Annotated in this window: 14 protein-coding genes; 10 read left to right on the top strand and 4 right to left on the bottom strand. The window is 42.4% G+C overall.

What is annotated here, in order from left to right:
* The first annotated feature begins 40 nt into the window (after window positions 1-40).
* Both ACYUCY_RS09390 and ACYUCY_RS09385 read left to right on the top strand, forming a co-directional pair.
* Window positions 41-1,006, top strand: coding sequence for a hypothetical protein (locus tag ACYUCY_RS09390; RefSeq protein ID WP_460226210.1), 966 nt, complete (start codon window positions 41-43; stop codon window positions 1,004-1,006).
* A 218-nt stretch (window positions 1,007-1,224) separates the two neighbouring features.
* Window positions 1,225-1,824: a hypothetical protein gene (locus ACYUCY_RS09385; RefSeq protein ID WP_460226209.1), complete on the top strand. Its 600-nt coding sequence runs from the start codon at window positions 1,225-1,227 to the stop codon at window positions 1,822-1,824.
* A gap of 72 nt (window positions 1,825-1,896) precedes the next feature.
* Here ACYUCY_RS09385 and ACYUCY_RS09380 read toward each other — a convergent pair whose 3' ends face one another.
* Together ACYUCY_RS09380 and ACYUCY_RS09375 are read right to left on the bottom strand one after the other, a co-directional pair.
* Window positions 1,897-2,538 (bottom strand): class I SAM-dependent methyltransferase, encoded by a 642-nt coding sequence (locus ACYUCY_RS09380; protein WP_460226208.1) that lies wholly within the window; start codon window positions 2,536-2,538, stop codon window positions 1,897-1,899.
* Window positions 2,528-4,060, bottom strand: a complete 1,533-nt coding sequence (locus ACYUCY_RS09375) for a Ppx/GppA phosphatase family protein (protein WP_460226207.1) — start codon at window positions 4,058-4,060, stop codon at window positions 2,528-2,530. Before ACYUCY_RS09375 ends, ACYUCY_RS09380 begins: the two co-directional genes overlap by 11 nt.
* A gap of 467 nt (window positions 4,061-4,527) precedes the next feature.
* Between ACYUCY_RS09375 and ppk1 the strand changes: the two genes are divergently transcribed.
* Window positions 4,528-6,675 (top strand): polyphosphate kinase 1, encoded by a 2,148-nt coding sequence (gene ppk1, locus ACYUCY_RS09370; RefSeq protein ID WP_460226206.1) that lies wholly within the window; start codon window positions 4,528-4,530, stop codon window positions 6,673-6,675.
* A gap of 99 nt (window positions 6,676-6,774) precedes the next feature.
* Here ppk1 and ACYUCY_RS09365 read toward each other — a convergent pair whose 3' ends face one another.
* Window positions 6,775-7,224 (bottom strand): DUF4920 domain-containing protein, encoded by a 450-nt coding sequence (locus ACYUCY_RS09365; protein WP_460226205.1) that lies wholly within the window; start codon window positions 7,222-7,224, stop codon window positions 6,775-6,777.
* Between the two features lie 165 nt (window positions 7,225-7,389).
* Here ACYUCY_RS09365 and ACYUCY_RS09360 point away from each other — a divergent pair, with 165 nt between their 5' ends.
* The 3 genes from ACYUCY_RS09360 to ACYUCY_RS09350 all read left to right on the top strand — a co-directional run bounded on the left by ACYUCY_RS09360 (window position 7,390) and on the right by ACYUCY_RS09350 (window position 11,160).
* Window positions 7,390-8,130, top strand: coding sequence for a hypothetical protein (locus ACYUCY_RS09360; protein ID WP_460226204.1), 741 nt, complete (start codon window positions 7,390-7,392; stop codon window positions 8,128-8,130).
* Window positions 8,131-8,352: 222 nt separating this feature from the next.
* A complete protein-coding gene (locus tag ACYUCY_RS09355; RefSeq protein ID WP_460226203.1) occupies window positions 8,353-9,075 on the top strand; it encodes a DUF481 domain-containing protein in 723 nt (240 codons plus the stop codon).
* Between the two features lie 375 nt (window positions 9,076-9,450).
* Window positions 9,451-11,160 (top strand): hypothetical protein, encoded by a 1,710-nt coding sequence (locus ACYUCY_RS09350; RefSeq protein WP_460226202.1) that lies wholly within the window; start codon window positions 9,451-9,453, stop codon window positions 11,158-11,160.
* A gap of 35 nt (window positions 11,161-11,195) precedes the next feature.
* Here ACYUCY_RS09350 and ACYUCY_RS09345 read toward each other — a convergent pair whose 3' ends face one another.
* Window positions 11,196-12,929, bottom strand: a complete 1,734-nt coding sequence (locus ACYUCY_RS09345; RefSeq protein WP_460226201.1) for a transglutaminase family protein — start codon at window positions 12,927-12,929, stop codon at window positions 11,196-11,198.
* Window positions 12,930-13,101: 172 nt separating this feature from the next.
* Here ACYUCY_RS09345 and ACYUCY_RS09340 point away from each other — a divergent pair, with 172 nt between their 5' ends.
* The 4 genes from ACYUCY_RS09340 to guaB all read left to right on the top strand — a co-directional run bounded on the left by ACYUCY_RS09340 (window position 13,102) and on the right by guaB (window position 18,192).
* Entirely contained in the window at window positions 13,102-14,724 is a 1,623-nt protein-coding gene (locus tag ACYUCY_RS09340) for an alpha/beta hydrolase (protein ID WP_460226200.1), read from the top strand.
* Entirely contained in the window at window positions 14,721-15,455 is a 735-nt protein-coding gene (locus ACYUCY_RS09335; RefSeq protein ID WP_460226199.1) for an ABC transporter ATP-binding protein, read from the top strand. The genes ACYUCY_RS09340 and ACYUCY_RS09335 overlap by 4 nt, the downstream gene beginning before the upstream one ends.
* Window positions 15,448-16,617, top strand: a complete 1,170-nt coding sequence (locus tag ACYUCY_RS09330) for an ABC transporter permease (RefSeq protein ID WP_460226198.1) — start codon at window positions 15,448-15,450, stop codon at window positions 16,615-16,617. The genes ACYUCY_RS09335 and ACYUCY_RS09330 overlap by 8 nt, the downstream gene beginning before the upstream one ends.
* A gap of 99 nt (window positions 16,618-16,716) precedes the next feature.
* Window positions 16,717-18,192 carry an IMP dehydrogenase gene (guaB, locus tag ACYUCY_RS09325; RefSeq protein WP_460226197.1) on the top strand — a complete coding sequence of 492 codons (1,476 nt, stop codon included), beginning with the start codon at window positions 16,717-16,719 and terminating at the stop codon, window positions 18,190-18,192.
* Window position 18,193 lies beyond the last annotated feature (1 nt).

Raw genomic sequence — 18,193 nt, 5'->3', positions numbered from 1 at the left:
ATAACTTCTAATAAAACAGCGTGGCCATCGGGAGAACAAAATGAACACCTATTTTTTGAAACTCGGCTTGAGTAGAGTCGGTCTGGTATCTATCGCCAGTATATTGTTGACACTTAGTGCCTGCTCGCAACAAGATCAAACTTGTGATCGAGCCTGCATAAGCGCTGTTGTCGATGCCTATGTGGACAGCATGCTTAAGCAAGATCCCTCGGCGCTCGACTTAAGCGAAGATATTAGAATCACCGAGAACGGATCTATTGTGAATGTCGGTGAGGGTGTTTGGGAAACGATTACTGCGCAAGGTGGTTATCGACAAACCTTTATTGACTCAAATGAAGATCAGGCGGTTTTCTTTGGCGCCTTCGAGGAGGGCAGTGATCCCTTATTGATGGCAATTCGCTTTCGCTTCGAAGGCTCAAAAATTTCTGAAATTGAAAACCTTTTATCTCGACCAGATGATAGGAATGGTTTGATTCTTCGTTCACAGTTAAAAGAACCAAACCCAGTTTACGATGAAACGATTCCTGAAACTGATCGGCTTTCGCGAAAACAGTTAATAGATGCTGCGCACGCGTATTTCGACGGTATTGCCAACAGCACAGATGAAGGCGTGCCCATGCACCCAGAATGTAATCGTCGAGAAAACGGCGTATTACTTTTGCAAAACAAAAACCCCGAGACTGAACCCTGCCCAATTGGTTTCCACCGCTTTAATTATATTACTGATATTCGAGATCGCCGTGTACCGGTCGTAGATGAAGAGCGCGGCTTGGTATTGATGTGGGCCTACTTCGATGTTCCAGGTAATATCGACGTCGGCGACGGGCCCTGGGGGCCGTCTGATACACCGTCCCCTGATGGCAAGAAGCGTGTCGACACGCGAAAGATTCCTCGTAGTCTTTATATCGCTGAGCTTTTTAAAGTCGTTGATGGTGGGATTCGAGATATTGAGGCAGTGATGTTTAACCAAGATCTTGGTTCTAAATCGGGTTGGGAAAAGCCCTAGTTACGATAGCTATTGCTAGAACTTGGTTTAAAAGCCGGGTTCTAGTTCTCTCTTCATTCCTTATTGTGCCCAAAATTTCTTTTCAGTCGCCAGTCTAGGCCATTTCATTTTATCATTGACATCTTTTGATATAGATCAATTACCCTTGATAGAATGTCTTTGATCTCTATGAGACCTTACGCTTATGTTGACCGTTTTGTGAAGACTGAAGGGTAGCGATGATGCAAAAAGAACTTAAAGAAATTTATGCTGAAATTCTCCGGCTTCAAGAGCAAGCGGAGGGCTATTGGAGCCAGTTACGCGAGGAGTTTGATTACTCGATTAAGAATGGCAAAGTTCGATTTGATAAAACCATTAAAAAACTTCACAGATCTTATCGGGTTAGCTCGATTCGTTATCTTGCTAACGCGAATTTTTTTCATTTAATAACTGCGCCGGTGATCTATGGCATGATTTTTCCAATCGTGTTCTTTGATCTGACGTTAACGATTTATCAGCATATTTGCTTTCGGGCCTACAAGATCCCAAGAGTAGCGAGAGCCGAATATTTTAAGTTAGACAGGCATTTGCTTAGCTATTTGAATACTATTGAAAAAGTAAATTGCCTTTATTGTAGTTATGGCAATGGTGTGGTTGCTTACAGTCGGGAAATACTTGCTCGAACGGAACAATTTTGGTGCCCTATAAAGCACGCCGTGAAGTTAAAAGGCCATCATGACAGATACCAAAATTTTAGTGAATACGGTGATGCGGAGAATTATCGTGATAAGCTAATTGCCTTACGTGGGGATCTTAGTCAAGAAGGTGAAAAGAAATGATAGTTTGCATAGCGTGAAAACTTAAGTTTAATTAGCCGTGTATGTTCGCCAAGTCATATTTAGGTGAACCCCTTAAGGTTCAATAATTAACAAATAGCCGCGAACTTTCTCTGGCCACTTAATGTTTGATTCTAACAACTTCGTATTGCCAAATTTTTTCGCACAGCGCTTTGCTAGTTTAAAAAATGGGGTACGACCGGGGTCGGCGATAATAATCTTCTTGACCCCCGCTTTTACAGAACGTTTGATTAATTTATAGAGGTGTTCAGTTAGCTTATCCCAAAAGCAAATGTCGCCACCGACTACCAAATCTTGTTTTGCTAAGGTTTTTTTCTTGATTCGTTGAAAACGATCTTTTTTCGCTTTTACTTTTACACTATTAACCGTTGATAAAGCTTTTAAATAAGGTAAAACATTCTGATCTGCGTCGATTCCAGTCACTTTCGCATTGAATGCACTTGCGCAGTAGACGCTTAATAAGCCCCAGCCACAACCGACCTCCATGACTTTGGATCTCTTTGCAATGGGGTTGTTTGCCAGGTGGTTGATGATTAAGTAGCTAGATGACCAAATCTTATCACCATGAATTACTGGCGCTGGACTTTTCTTTTTTAATTTTTTCATAATTGGGTGTTTCTTTTTTAGTACCAAAACACCGGCGGTTCGTTTTATATGTCGAGATTTATGTTGAGAAGTGTCGAATTCAATTGTCATCACTGAGTCTCTTGATCTGTAGTGTTAAGTTAAGTTGTTCTAAAAAGTTCTGCTCGTTTAGTAGGTCTTCTTCAATAAGTGGATTATCTAAAAGCCATTGCTCTTTCAGTGCTAATTTTAGAGTATCACCCTTAAATGAAATATTAATGAATGTCGGTAGAACATTGTCATCTCGGCGACGGCAAAATAACCATGCTACACGAGCGATTTGAACGAGGCGCCAATCTGGCTCAAAGCCGTAGGTTTGTGGCAATGGCCTAAGTTTGCGACGATGATTGAGAACAATAAAGCTCAAAAGTATTTGTTCGCGTTTTGAAAAACCGGGCATATCGCAGTTAAGTAAAATATAAGCACCATGTTTGTGGTAACCACTATATGAAATTGCTAAGCCAATTTCGTGAAGACTTAGCGCCCATCTGAGCGTCTGTAATGATTGGTCGTATTGTTCAAAATCGTTTTTGGTTTGTTCTAGCATCTTGCTGGCAAATTCGGTGATTCGCTTGCTTTGTTGTTCATCACAATAATATTGTTTCATCATTTGCTGAACAGTTTGTTCTCGAATATCTGTACTGGTTTTTCTACCCGCGAGTTCGAAGATAATGCCTTCACGTAAGGCATAGCTCGATACATGCATTTGTTCAATCTTCAATTCAATAAACAAGCCGAGCAGTACAGCTAAGCCACCAGGAAACACCGCTTTGCGGTCATCATTTAAGTTTGGCAGATTAAGTTTCTCGACGCAGTCGAACTCGCAAAGCTTGTTCGCTAGAGTGCTTAGTCCTTCCAAAGTAATGACGTGCTCGTTGTTTAAGCTTAAACCTTCAAGGACACTTTCGATTGCGCGAATAGTGCCAGATGAACCAACGGCCTCCTGCCAGCGTTTGCTTGAGAATTGATTCACAAACTCTTGTATTTCGGATCTGGCGGCGAGTAGTGCCTTGTCGAAAGCTTTGCGAGTTATCATGCCATCTTCAAAATAGCGTTGGCTATATGTAACACAACCCATGTGAATACTTTGTAGATTCTCTGGTTTCTTTAAGCCGACAACGAGTTCTGTCGAGCCCCCTCCAATATCAACGATTAATCTTTTCTTATCTGTTGGGGCGAAGTCATTCGCAATACCCAAATAAATTATTCGCGCTTCCTCTGTTCCGCTGATGATATCAATTGGCGATTGCAGAATTTCTTCCGCTCGTTCTAAAAAGCCGTCAGCATTCTTTGCGGCTCGCAAGGTGTTAGTGCCGACCACACGAAATTGAGTAATGTGAGCCGCTTGCAATCTCTCGGCAAAGCGATGGATACTAGCTAGAGCTCGCTTAATGGTGTTTTTCGAAAGTATTCCGTCACTGCGCAGACCTGAGGCCAGCCTGACTGTCTCTTTTTGGCTGTCTAAAATGATCATTTTGCCAGCTTCAAAGCGTGCAATTATCAAATGGAAGCTGTTCGAGCCAAGGTCGAGGGCGGCATATACTGGGGCCGTGGTTTCTGAGGGAGAAGGTGGTGTTATGTCGGAAGAGATCACGAGTTTTACCTACTGCGTCATAAAAGTGTAAAGAACAAGTGAGATAAAATGAGTTACTATCTAGCAACTCAGCTATAGCTTAATCACCATATCTTTGTGCTTGGTCAATGGGCTTTGTGAGTCTTTCATATCTGTAGTTTTAAAAACCTGTATCTACGCTTTTGGCCGAAAATATTTTTGCGGTCGAAAAAGTGGAAGCTAAATAACTACAATGAAGCGCTCGTTGGTGAAAAATTATAAGTAAGTCTATGGAGAATAGTGACGCGTTGACATCCCCTTTAAGTCTTGAACTTTCCCCTGCCTCAGCGAAGCCCTAACGATAATTTACTATTGAAAGCGATCTTAGCACATTCTAATAATGGCATGGATGAACTATTGTTATAAATCGGAAGTGGTGATCAATTTTTTGAGCAGAAATATAAAAGCGGTATTGTTAAAAATCTGAAATATTATGGAATTGATTGAAAATGTCTAAAGATAATGAATTTATTGCGAAAGAATTGAGCTGGCTATCTTTTAATGAACGTGTATTACAAGAGGCGTCAGATAAGAACGTGCCGGTGATTCAAAGGCTTCGATATCTGGGAATATTTTCGAACAACCTCGACGAGTTTTTTCGGGTTCGAGTGGCGGATGTGAGCCGCTTGGCGGCGTTTTCCGCCAAATCAGGATTGAAGGAAAAATATAATCAGTTACTACTCGATATACAGGCACGCGCTCTACAACTTCAAAATAAGTTCGATCGTGTGTATCTAAATGTACTCGCGGATTTACGTAAAAAGCGAATCTATTTGGTTAACGAAGAGCAACTCGATCAACATCAAGCGGCTTACGTGGAGCAGCTCTTTGATACTCAAGTGTTGCCGGAGCTCGATCCGATTTTATTGCATAGCCCTCAGTCTTTTCCACCCTTGGTGGATGGTTTAATTTACTTGGCTGTGAAAATTTGCTCTGGTGATCAAGTGTCCTACGGCATCGTCGAAGTGCCGACAGACAGAATTCACCGTTTCAACCGTATTCCCTCACGAAAGGGCAAAAAAGGTAAAGTCTTTATTGTTCTCGACAATATTATCCGTCATTGCTTACCGAAAGTTTTTCGTGGTGTTATTGATATCGATTCGGTAGAGGCCTATACATTTAAATTAACTATGGACGCTGAGTTGGAACTAGGTGATGGAATTAATCAAAGTCTAGTTAATCGCTTAGCGACCTCATTAAAGAAGCGCCAAAATAGCGACAATTTAGAACGTTTTATCTACGACAGTATGATGCCTCAAGATCTGCTTGATCTGCTAACACGGCGACTCAATTTGGATAAGTACGACAGCTTAATGCCCGGCGGGCGCTACCATAACGCGAAGGACTTCATCGATTTTCCAAACGACGGCCCTGCGTATTTAGAATTTAAGCCCCTTTCCAAAGTACCAAGTGCCGACCTCGACGACGAAGATAAAAACATATTTGAGTCTATTAGGAATCGTGATGTCCTACTTTATTATCCTTACAATGCTTTTGACTCTGTTATTGAGTTATTGAAAACAGCTGCAATTGATCCCGCAGTTAAGAAGATTCAAATTAGCCTCTATCGTGTGGCGAGCAAGTCGCGCGTTGTTGATGCCTTATTGAGTGCACGTGGGAATGACAAAGAAGTAACCGCCGTTGTCGAATTACAAGCTCGCTTTGATGAGGCCGCAAACATCGATTGGGCGACCCAGTTGACTGAAGGCGGCGTTAACGTGATCTTCGGTATTCCGGGTTTGAAAGTACATAGCAAGCTAATACTAATTACCCGCCAGGAAAATAATACTCTTCGCTATTACACACACATAGGCACGGGAAATTTTAACGAAAAAACGTCGAAGGTCTACACCGATTTTAGCTTGCTAACCTACGATCAAAAAATTGGCAAAGATACAGATAATGTTTTCGACTTTATTTCGTATACTTATAGACGTCACCATTATGAACAATTACTCGTCTCGCCATTATCGAATCGTCTTGGTGTCGAAAAATTAATTACCAATGAGATCGATAACGCGAAGGCCTACAAAATAGCAACGATTACGATAAAGTGTAATAACTTAGTGGATCCCAGCATTATTGAATTACTTTATCAAGCCAGTAACCACGGAGTTCGAGTACGCGTTATTTGTCGAGGTATGTGTTCTTTAGTACCTGGGATACCAGGCATGTCTGAAAATATAGAAGTAATTAGTATTGTTGATCGCTTTCTCGAGCACGCAAGAGTGTTTATTTTTCACAATGATGGAAAGCCAAAATATTTTATTTCTTCCGCTGACTTAATGACTAGAAACCTCGACTTTCGTGTTGAAGTCACGGTACCAATTAAAGATCAACACTTACAAGCCCGAATACAAGATATCATTGATATCCAGTGGTGCGACAATGTTAAAGCGCGAAGTCTAGATGCGAAGCTCTCGAATGATCTTCGAAAGATTAAAATGAATGGGAATGTCAGGTCTCAAGAAGTGATTCACGAATACTTTGAAAAGGGCAAGTTACCTCAAGCCGTTCAGCGTGCGCGAGCCCGGTGGGAGAAAGATTTAAAAAGCGCTATTAAACGGAAATCTAAAAAGAAGAAAGTGACGAAATAATATTCTTCAAACAAAAAACCTTAGATGTCATGGTGTATACCTAAGGTTTTTAATATACCTTAGGTTTTTACGTCTGGTGAATGTCGAGAGCCGCTAGTTCTATTCTGGCTTAATTCTCACTCCTGAAGCAATCATTCGAAACTCACTGATGGGTTGAGTTACCTTCTTTGGGTCACCTCCGGCATCTTGCACCATGTGCTTACTTTCTTCTAAGCTCATTTGGATTTTTTCGAGAACGCCTTCAACGGTGACCTGTTTGCCGACGATATTAAAGGGTACGAAAAAGCTGTAGTCTTTAAACGTAACTCGCATTTCATTGTCCGCCGACTTTAAAGCCATCCAGCAACCTTTTTTCTCGCAGACACTATCGACTTTCGCTTCGACTACGACGTTGATTGAAGACTGGTCGTTTAGGAAGTCGATCGCGGTATTGAGTGAAATTGGGGCATTGTCAGATAAAGCCGCTCCAAACGTTTGCGAGAAACAATTAAAGCTCGTCAAAGAAAGCAATATAACCAAGCCGTTGAATAGAGAAGGTTTAAGATTCATAGTGCTTACCTTTTTTGAAGAAATATTATCGTGCTAGCTTTGTTCGAGATGAGGGTTATAAATTCTACACTTAATCAGTTGTTGGGCCAAATCAGCGTGAAATGCGTATAACGTAAGTAATTGATTTATAGTAAGGCAATTACATACCTTAACAGAGGGAAGTTTATGAAAAGAATAAAAGCTTTTGTCTTGATAGTCTTTAGTTTGGTTTTCTTACAAGGATGCCAATACTTTCAGCGGGCGAGTATACCCATGGAATTTGAGAAGTACGTTTTAGACAATGATCGTTATGTCCAAGCACCAGAGTTGTCGAATAGAAGTTCGACGAGCCTATTGGTCATGCTGCCTGGGATCGCTGGCCAACCTAATTCGAAAACTCTCGACTCAATTTTAAAAACCTTGGAATACGAAAATGTTGATATAGATGTTCTCGATGTCAACGCCAATTTTGCTTACTATCGCTCGAGAATTTTATTAGAGCGATTGAAAGCAGACATTGTTGATCCAGCCTTAACATTGGGGTATGAAGAAATCCATTTTATGGGCGTTTCTCTAGGCGGATACGGAGCGCTTTTGTACCTACGTGAATTTCCTGACGATGTGACATCGGCAATGTTGTTGGCGCCTTATTTGGGTGAGGATGATGAATACGTCGACTTCGTTAATTCAGAAACGCCAGTCGATTTTTCCGAGGGGAACCTCTGGCCCTGGCTGTCGACTTTGCCGCCAGAAGTAAATAACAAAATATTTTTAGCCTACGGATTACAGGATGATTTTAGTGCGCTAAATTCTAAGCTTGCCGAATTCCTTAATGATGAACATGTTTTCACCATAGAAGGAGAGCATCGGTGGACAACTTGGCTGCCACTTTGGCAGCAGCTTACAGCCAATAATGATTTATGGTGAGTCATTTAAATAATCTTATTACTAGGGAGCCAGCTTACGCGGGGTCCCCAGATTTGACATGAATTTACAGTTCGCACCAAGACATTTTTTTCTCATATGTTAACATTGCGCCGCTTGATATTGATGGCTAGTAGTTGACGCTAGCTGTCGTGAAACAGGTGCGATTAGAGAGCTATATAAGCGATTCCGAAGAAAATTAGGATCGAAGATCTTGAGAGGAGAATGATGTTGAATAATAAATATTTAGTAAAAACCTTACCTGGCGTACTTTTATTGGCAACGGTGAGCGCTGCGACGGCAGCTGATCCATGGACCGGCAAAGGTGAGCTTGGTTATGTGCTGGTTGAGGGAAACACAAAATCCGAAGTGCTAAACGTGGGCATAGAGTTTGAAAAAGTACACGATAATTGGAAGCATGTTGCAAAAATAGGTGCCATAGATTCTAAGAGCAACGGTGTGCAAAGCGCAGATAGTCGCGCCGCAAGCTGGCGATCCGAATATAGTTTTTCAGAGCGTACATTTGGTTTTGGTGAGGCGAGTTATTCTGAGGATGAATTCGATTCATTCGATAGAATTTATACAATTTCTTTCGGTGCTGGTTACAAAGTCATCATGGAAGAGGATCAAACTTGGAATCTTTCAGCAGGTGTTGGTTATCGTGATACTACAGTTGAAACAACTGGAGTCGATATCGGTAGTATCGCTTACGTGTTCGAATCTGATTACAAGCATCAGTTGACGGAAACAACGAGTTTTGAAAATCTCACCAAGATTTTGTTGGCCGAGGATGACAATTACAGTACGAATATTGCGGGATTAAGTGTTGCAATTAATTCGGCGCTGGCGCTAAAACTAAAGCATGAAGTAAGACATCACTCTGATCCAGAACCTGGTTTTAAAAGTGTTGATCGAATAACGTCAGTGAATATAGTTTATAAATTTTAGTATTCGGAATTGTTCTAATTTCTTCTCAAAAAGAGCAGCATTGGCTGCTCTTTTTTGTTGCCGCAAGGAACTGCACTGAGGAGTTTGCCGGAAATTTTAAGAGATCTATATACTAATGAGTAAGGTTGCACGAGTAAGACGCCGGTACGGAGCCCTTGCCATTAGAGAAGGTCGACTTTGAAACAGGTTCTAGTCATGGTTGTTGAGGCCTATGATGTGACACAAATGAGGCTTTCTGAGGTTTGGTTCGAAATTTGATTTAACGGTGTTTCCTATAATTAATTTGAAATCTCGAATTAATTTGAAATCTCGCTGCTAACTAGCGGGTTTATTGATTATACTCGGTACATTCCTAACTCTTTTCAGGGCCAGCGCATGCTCTCTGATGACGATTTCGATACGCTACACAAAAGCTCGATTCTAGATACAGAAGGAGTGGATCTACATCAGGATGTTGGTACTGATAATATTAGCCAACCGAAAGCTAGTGCGCGGTTTTGTAATGCCATTGCCATCTCTTTAGCGTTTCACGCCATTATTCTCATCGCCATCGTTTTATGGTGGATGCAGCTCCCCGACAGACCCGTAGACAACATGACACAATTGTTTCAAGTGTCGATCAGCCCCGCTGTTTCAAATCATGTTTCTTCAACACCAGCGCCAGCATCATCGCAAGAAGCTACGGAAAATATCCCTCAAGCCCTTGAGATAGATGAACAAGTTCTTATAGAGCAAGAAGATCCTGCAACAAAAGAAAATAATACTGAACAACTCCTCAGCCAAGGTGAAACCGAAATAATTTTGGAGAAACAAGAGGTAGAGAAAGATGACATTGGCTTAGCTCATAATAAAAGTATTGTAGATGAAGATATTCCGAGTCAAGCGCGTACTAGCAGAGAGCCTGAAGTTGTTCTGGTTTCGAATCCCGACGTACAAAAATTTAAAAAAATCACCTCAAAAAATGTCAATAACTCATTATCAAAATCAACGCCGATAGAAACCGGTGAGCGGAAAATGATCGAAGAGAAGCTTCGGAAATTTATTGCTGAGAGGAAAAATGCAAAGTCGCGTAGCACGTCATTAAGCTGGCAAGAAAAAGGTGTTTCCTATCAAGCTACAATTACCAAGAAAGATCTAAGCGATGTCATGGAGCTAGAATCTCTTGCGGTAGATTTGAAGCGAATTCAAAATGAGCAGGAAATGTCGACCGAAATCCAATATAAGCGCTTAGCATTTTCGAATTACGCGCAAATTGTAAATCGATGGGATGATGATGTTTATATTTCAGAAGATGTGTTCGAAGGGCGATTTCATTCCAATTCGAGTATTAATATTGATACCGGCAGAAAATTTGAATCGATATTTTTGGGGAAGGTGACTATCGCCACATTTCGAAATCCACCGCGAAAATATCGTAGTTCAGAAACTTTTAAAGCTGGACTGGAACTTGGTGCTGAAAAGATCACTCTTCCAAAAGGCGTATCGCCACTCGACGCAGTAATGTCTCCTGAGGACGAACAAATTCACTACTTTGATGAGGATAGTTCGATTCGATTTCTTGCTGATGGCGCCTATGAGTGGTCAATCAGTGAATCGAATAATTGGACGCGATCGCGAGCTATTGAGTCCGACACGATTTATTTGCTGGCAAAAAAAGGCGTCAGACTTAGCGTGCAAGGTGAGGTGTCGGGAAAAGTTATTGTGTATTCTCCAGAGCGAATCACCATCGTAGGGAATATTGTTTATTCGAAAGACCCTAGAGTGTTTCCCGAGTCGAATGATTATCTGGGCTTAGTGAGTGAAAAAAATGTAGAAATTGCCGGGCCAAAAGTGACGGGGGAGGGTGATCTAGAGATTCATGCGGCGATTTATGCAAAACGTCGATTTAGTGTTAGGCGATACCGAGTTAGAACGAATGCGATGATGACAATTTTGGGTAGCGTTTCAGCGGGCTCTTTGTCAGCCACTGAGCCGAGATTTGCAACGCAAATAAGATTTGATAAACGTTTAGAAGATAATAGGCCGCCTTTATTTCCAATAACGGATCAGTATGAAATAAATCATTGGAACGCAGTTTGGCAATAAGTGTTTTTGATTGAACTAGATTCTATTGGCGTTTTTTACTCTTCCATTTGCGATATAGCATTTTGGATTTTTTCTAAATTCTTCTCGCAGCGTTCGGGGTCTCGTAGCTGCGCTAGGCAATTTTCTAGGTTTTCGATTGCGGCATCCCAATCCTCATCAAGCAAAAATTCATTTGCTAGATTTAGATAAGCTGATTCAGCATTGGTTCTAAAGTCATCGACGTGATCGCCGCTGTTATTTAAGGACAAGAAACGAGTGTAAATATTTATCGATTCCTTCCAGTTTTTTAACTCCCAATAATGTTTCCCCCAAGCCGAATAAAATTTTCTTAAGCCCACTTCGCAGGCATGGTGATCAGCACATTGTTGTTCTATGCCCTCAAAAGCAGCCTTACCTTTTGCAAAATCCTTTTCTTGGGCTTTCTTGTCTGCATAAATTCCAATACTTAGATAAAGATTCGTTTTGATTTTTTCCTTGTCCAAAATATTTTTTGGAAGTTTTGAAAGGAAGTCTTGAGCGAGCATTAGCCCTTTGTCAGGATCGATGCTGTTAACAAAGCTATAAGCTTGGTTTGAATAAGTCCACGCGAGTAAATTTTGGAATTCCAAGTCAGCTTTCGCGGCATCGCTGGAAGAAAATTTGGGAATGTTGTTGATATAAGCTTCGATATGGTTGAATAAATAGGCAAGGGTGTCGGTGTCTTGCTGGTTTAGAAGGGCGTTAAATTCTGAGCTGTAATAGCTTAAACGATTTTTTTGTGCGAGATAATTGTCGGGTTCAAGATAACTTTTTATTTCCGCTAAGCGCATGCGATCGCGGTAATTCATTCGTTCCGCTTTGGTATGTTGGCTCCACATGTTTTCAGTACCGATTCTAGCGGGGGATAAGATTTTTCTATTAAGATAATCGTCGTAGTTTACTTCTCTGAGCTGTCTGTCTGAAAACCATTGTGCAGAATTTTTTGCATAATATTCCTCGTCATGCACAACATCGAAGCCGTTTGCAGACGTGGTTTCAATCTCAATAGGGCCATTCTCCAAGTTAAGTTGCACAAAGACATGGGAGGGGACAAGTACCGCCTCGGCCTTCAGCCCTAGCTTGTGCGCCAAGACAATGTACAGTAATGAAGAACTGATGCAGTTGTAGTTTTTAGTTTCCAATATATTGGTTAGTTGGCTTTGATCTAGATCGTAGCTGCCAAGCGGATTCTCTTCGCTGCTGGGAATAAAAAAGCTGTCATGCATGGCGGCAAGCAAATTTTTTCCGATTTCAAATTGCGAACGAGAACCCTTGAAGTTTTGGGTGTTAGACTCAATCCATTGATCCAGGCGAGTATTGATGGTGTTAAATTCACTTTGTGTTCGTATTTCGCCGGAGGCAATTAGGTATAACGCGAGAAGTTTCTCAGGATTACGATCGTGCTGATTTGGAAAACCAGCAATAGTATTAAGCTCAAAATCGTTTAATGGCGACCAAATAGAAAAAGGGCTTTTACCATAAAGGTGGCGGTCAATAGATGATATTTCGATATCTTGCCCCGCTGCGCTACAAATGTGGCTTATCGTGGTTGAGAGCAAAAAATAAGCGCAGGTTTTTATTGGTAGATGCAGCTTACGCGCTCCGGGGCGGAACAATAGCTGATTAACAACCCGGCTAAGTTGGCGAGCAAGCCGAAGAGCAAGTCGAAGAGATAGTAAGGCTTTGAATTTATTGGCGATTATAGAGTGCCTCTCGTCTATAAGCTTGTGGCTTGGACTCGGTTTCAGCATAATAACCACAATTTGATTGTTGGAGAATGACGACCAAAGTTTGCTGTCGATTACCATAGCATGGGTAGTGACTTTGGCCCAGATCTAGAAACTCACCGTTAAGCAAGTAATCGCGTTAATAGTGACTACGGCAGACAAGGAACAATAATAATAGAGCATGGTAAATAGTCTTATGCGTGTTTTTCCAGAGCTAAAAACCTTATCGAACTTTTGCTTTGTTTTGTTGCGGTTTGTTATTGCGACGCTGTGCTTAATGGGCCTGCTAAATACAAGTTCCCTCGCCCAAGATCTTACCCAAGATACGGATGAAAGCCCGGGTCTTTCGGCTTCCAAGCAAACGGCGAATATTCTTCAGCCCTGTTCGCAAGTAGATCGAAGCGGTGACGCTGATATTGATGTAAAAGAAATTGATAGCATCCTTTCAACAGGCGCATATGAATGTGGCCGTTTGCAGGTACCGGAAGATCCTGAAAACCCAGACGGGCGATCTATATTTTTAAATATTGTTCGCTTACCGGCCGTGAGTAGTCAGTCTGAGACCGACCCCTTGTTTTTATTCAGTGGCGGTCCAGGTGAAGCGGCTACTGATCTAGCGCCTAGCTTGCCAAATCTTTTTTTCAAAGTTAATCGCACTAGGGATATTGTTTTAGTTGATCAGCGCGGAACGGGAAAATCTAATCCCTTAAATTGCGACCGTAGCGAATTTGAAGATTATTCATTGTCTTTAGAAGAAAATTTGTCGATTCAAGATCAACAATTAAAAAAATGTCTGGATGGCTACGACGCAAACCTAGCATTTTATACAACGCCTTATGCAGTTGATGATATTGATCGGGTTAGGCGAGCATTGGGCTACGAAAAAATAAATTTATGGGGCGGTTCCTATGGTACTCGTGCCGCACTCGTATATGCGAGACGGCATCCGCAGAGCGTTCGAACTATTACTTTAGATGCTGTCGCGCCGATTGGTATTGCGCTCCCCTATAATGCCCTTGCTGACGCTGACCAAGCCTTTAAGTATATTTTCGAGAACTGCACTCAAGACCCCAAGTGCCGCGCTCGTTTTCCCAATCTTTTGGAAAAAACCCAAGGTTTTATCAAAGATCTTGATCGATCACCGCGCAAGATCGAAATTGAACATCCTCTCACGCAGAAAAAAATAGAAATAGAATTAAGCGGACAGATGTTCGCATCAGTCATTCGTTTGATTTTATATACCCGTGATGTAGCGCCAACTCTTCCCTTAATTATTGACTCTGCCATTAATGGCGATTTTAGAGGCTTCGCAGTTATTCTCACGATTGCTGAGCAAGTGCCGAGTGGCATTAGCGTAGGCTTGCACCAAACGATTTTATGCGCGGAAGATGTCACTCAGTTTAAAGACAAAATCTTTTCAGCAGACGATAGCGTTTTGCAACTCGATGCAGTAACAAGTTCTCGACGTATTTGTGAATACTGGCCTCAAGGTAGCTTGCCAGAGAATTATTTTGATCCCGTAAAAAGCGATGCCCCCGTTCTTATGTTATCCGGCAGCCTCGATCCGGTAACACCTCCGCGCTGGGCGGAATTGGCTGGCGAAACCTTGAGTGATAATTTACATGTTGTTGTTCCTGGAGCTCATCACGGTTCGACGCCATTAGGTTGCGTAAAGGATTTGGTGGCTGAATTTATTGAAGCGGGATCACATGCTCAATTGGATGCTAAGTGCGTAGAAAATATTAAACCTGTTGCGCAATTTATTTCTCCAGCCGGGCCGTCAATGTCGGCTAGCGACAAGCAAAGTAGGGCCGAATGATAGAAGTCAATAATCTACAAAAAACCTTTGGCAAGGTTGTCGCCGTCGAAGATATATCGCTGTCAATAAACCCAGGCGAAATTGTCGGCTTACTTGGCCCTAATGGTGCAGGCAAGACAACGACCATGCGTATTATTTCGGGTTTGGTAAAAAAAACCGCAGGAAGTGTATTAGTTAATGGTATTAACGTTGACGAGGAGCCTCAGCGAGCGCAACAGCAACTGGGTGTTATGCCCGATGGCGGTGGTCTATATACAAGGCTGACAGCTATTGAGAATATTCGTTACTTCGGTGAGCTTCACAAAATTCCCAAGCAAAAATTACAACAAAAAATTGATGAGTTGGTGGGCATTTTAGGCATGGAATCTATTGCTCATCGCAGAGCGGAAGGTTTCTCTCATGGTGAAAGAACCAAGGTATGTTTGGCTCGGGCAATTGTTCATTCGCCAGATTATATCTTGTTGGATGAGCCGACGAATGGTTTGGATGTTCTCACAACACGAGCAGTACGGAAGTTGCTGCTCAATCAAAAAGAACAGGGAAAAGCGATTATTTTTTCAAGCCACTTAATGCACGAAGTAAATTATTTATGTGATCGAGCCCTGATTGTGAGCAAGGGGCGGGTATCTGCGCAAGGCACTTTGCAGGAGTTAATACTGCAGTCGGAACAAAGCACTATTGAAGATGCTTTCGTCGATCTCGCCTACGGCAAGGAAGCAGTGAATGTCTAAATTGAAATCAAGTATTCCTATTCTTAAAAAAGAACTCATTGATGGCCTGCGTGATAAACGTTCATTGATGACGATTTTCTTCGCGCCGATTTTGATTCTCTTCACGATTTATGCAGGTTCGCATTATTTAGTGTACTTACAAAAGGAAACTCAAGGTTTTACTTTGTCCGTAAGTGGTCTCGATAGAGCCTCACCGTTAATGGACTGGTTTGAAGAGGAGGGGCTAACACTTAAAGCAGCGCCTGAAAATCCTTATCAAGCGGTAAAAGATCAAAGCGTCGATTTTGTATTAGTGATACCCGAGGGTTTTCCCGAAGATTTCAAAAATTTTGAAACTGCAAAAGTCATATTAATTTACGATCGCTCAAGAAATAATTTGCAAGGTAAGATCTATAGCATCAAATCGCTGGTTCGACAGTGGTCGAATAAAATTACTACCTTGCGTTTGATCAATCGGGGCGTATCGCCGCAGCTATTGAGTCCGATCGAAATCCAGGATGTTGATGTTGCTGAGGAATCAAATGCGGCCTCTGCCTTGTATGGAATGCTCGCGTTGATTTTAACCATCACCGTGTTTACCTCCAGTACGGGCTTGTCGATTGATATGATGGCAGGTGAGCGCGAGAAACACTCATTGGAACCCTTATTGCTAAGCCCGGTGCCGAGATGGAGTATATTGATTGGCAAATGGGGAGCTGGAATTCTTTGTACCTTGTTCGTTTTATTGTTTGTCAATCTCTCGGTTTATTTTTTAATTCCGATATTGCCGCTTGATGAGCTAGGCGTGCGGTCAAAAATTACATTTTCCGACATATTTTTAGTGAGCCTCGTGGCAATCCCACTAATATTTTTGGCGACGATTTTCCAATTATTTGTTGCGATCTTTTCTAAATCCTTCAAGGAAGCCCAAAGTTATATTGCGTTGCTTATCATGGTTCCGATGGCCTCCGGTTACTACGTAATATTTACCGATCTCAGCCAGCCTTGGCAGTATTGGGTGCCCATTATGAGCTCTCAAACTCTGACAGAGGATATCCTCTCCGGAAATTCCGTTGGCTTAATGGCCTATGTCGCCTCGGTAGGCGTGGCTTTGGCCATTTCCATCGTCTTGGCTGGGGTAACCATTAAACAGTTGAATCGAGAAAAAATTATCTACGGGTAATAAATAAAGGGTATTTTGGAACTGTTGGAGGCTCCATATATCTTTACGACATTTCTGATATAGGAGTATAATGCCGCGTTAACCTAAGGAGGTTAACCTATGCTCCGCATTGCTCAGGAAGCGCTGACCTTCGACGACGTGCTTCTGGTTCCTGGCTACTCAAGCGTGATTGGCCGCGACGTATCTCTGAAAACCAAGCTTACACGTTCCATCGATCTGAATATCCCTTTGATGTCCGCTGCCATGGACACCGTTACTGAATCTCGCCTCGCAATTGCCCTCGCTCAAGAAGGTGGTATTGGCATCATTCATAAAAGCATGTCTGTTGAAGAGCAGGCTATGGAAGTCAGGTCGGTAAAAAAATTCGAATCTGGCGTCGTAAAAGACCCCATTACTATTGAAGCCAGCGCGAGTATTAAAGAATTGGTGGCGCTCACTAAAAGCAACAATATTTCCGGTGTTCCTGTATTGGAGAATGGCGACTTAGTGGGGATAGTGACCGGACGAGATGTGCGTTTTGAAACTAATCTCGATGCAACGGTTGCTAGTATCATGACGCCACGTGAGAAATTAGTGACGGCGGATGAGAAAGCGACGGCCGATGAAGTACGGGGTTTATTACATCGCCATCGTATTGAAAAAGTATTGGTAGTTAACGACCAGTTTGAATTGCGTGGTTTGATTACCGTAAAAGATATTAATAAAGCCGAAAAATTCCCCAACGCTTGTAAAGATCCTGAAGGACGCTTGCGTGTAGGAGCGGCGGTAGGCGTTGGTCCTGATACAGATGACCGCGTTGCGGCTTTGATTAAAGCGGGAGTCGACGTATTGGTGGTCGATACTTCGCACGGGCATTCAAAAAATGTTCTCGATCGTGTCAAAAAAATCAAAAAAGATTATCCGGATGTGCAAGTCATCGGCGGTAACGTTGCGACCTCAGAAGCGGCGAAAGCCTTAGCCGATGCCGGTGCCGACGCGGTGAAAGTTGGTATCGGTCCGGGATCAATTTGTACAACGCGAATTATTAGTGGTGTCGGTGTGCCACAAATAACAGCTGTTGCCGATGCGGTTGAGGCGTTGAAAGGAACTGGAGTTCCTGTAATTGCTGATGGTGGGATTCGGTATTCTGGCGATATCGCTAAAGCGATCGTTGCCGGCGCTAGTGTTGTGATGATGGGATCAATGTTCGCTGGTACGGAGGAAGCACCAGGGGAAGTTGAATTGTTCCAAGGCCGAACGTATAAATCTTATCGTGGCATGGGTTCTCTAGGCGCAATGACGAAAACCCAAGGGTCCTCGGATCGTTATTTCCAAGATGTAAAATCCGGTACCGAAAAATTAGTCACCGAAGGCATCGAAGGCCGAGTACCCTATAAAGGCCCATTAACCGTTATCGTTCATCAAATGATGGGTGGTTTACGTCAAGCCATGGGCTATACCGGTAGCGTGAATATCGAAACCATGCGCACGGAACCAAAATTTATCCGGGTGACAGCAGCAGGAATGGGTGAGTCACATGTACACGACGTACAAATTACCAAGGAAGCGCCGAATTATCCTATCAGCGGCCGATAAG

Source organism: Aurantivibrio infirmus, from assembly GCF_054767315.1.
The sequence above is the reverse complement of the archived record's forward strand: the minus strand, read 5'-3'. Positions and strand labels throughout refer to the sequence as shown.

Excerpts from the sequence above, each read along its gene's own strand:
- ACYUCY_RS09390 (WP_460226210.1), top strand. The coding sequence starts at position 41 with ATGAACACCTATTTTTTGAAACTCGGCTTGAGTAGAGTCGGTCTGGTA.
- ACYUCY_RS09385 (WP_460226209.1), top strand. The coding sequence starts at position 1,225 with ATGATGCAAAAAGAACTTAAAGAAATTTATGCTGAAATTCTCCGGCTT.
- ACYUCY_RS09380 (WP_460226208.1), bottom strand. The coding sequence starts at position 2,538 with ATGACAATTGAATTCGACACTTCTCAACATAAATCTCGACATATAAAA.
- ppk1 (WP_460226206.1), top strand. The coding sequence starts at position 4,528 with ATGTCTAAAGATAATGAATTTATTGCGAAAGAATTGAGCTGGCTATCT.
- ACYUCY_RS09365 (WP_460226205.1), bottom strand. The coding sequence starts at position 7,224 with ATGAATCTTAAACCTTCTCTATTCAACGGCTTGGTTATATTGCTTTCT.
- ACYUCY_RS09360 (WP_460226204.1), top strand. The coding sequence starts at position 7,390 with ATGAAAAGAATAAAAGCTTTTGTCTTGATAGTCTTTAGTTTGGTTTTC.
- ACYUCY_RS09355 (WP_460226203.1), top strand. The coding sequence starts at position 8,353 with ATGATGTTGAATAATAAATATTTAGTAAAAACCTTACCTGGCGTACTT.
- ACYUCY_RS09350 (WP_460226202.1), top strand. The coding sequence starts at position 9,451 with ATGCTCTCTGATGACGATTTCGATACGCTACACAAAAGCTCGATTCTA.
- ACYUCY_RS09345 (WP_460226201.1), bottom strand. The coding sequence starts at position 12,929 with ATGCTGAAACCGAGTCCAAGCCACAAGCTTATAGACGAGAGGCACTCT.
- ACYUCY_RS09340 (WP_460226200.1), top strand. The coding sequence starts at position 13,102 with ATGCGTGTTTTTCCAGAGCTAAAAACCTTATCGAACTTTTGCTTTGTT.
- ACYUCY_RS09335 (WP_460226199.1), top strand. The coding sequence starts at position 14,721 with ATGATAGAAGTCAATAATCTACAAAAAACCTTTGGCAAGGTTGTCGCC.
- ACYUCY_RS09330 (WP_460226198.1), top strand. The coding sequence starts at position 15,448 with ATGTCTAAATTGAAATCAAGTATTCCTATTCTTAAAAAAGAACTCATT.
- guaB (WP_460226197.1), top strand. The coding sequence starts at position 16,717 with ATGCTCCGCATTGCTCAGGAAGCGCTGACCTTCGACGACGTGCTTCTG.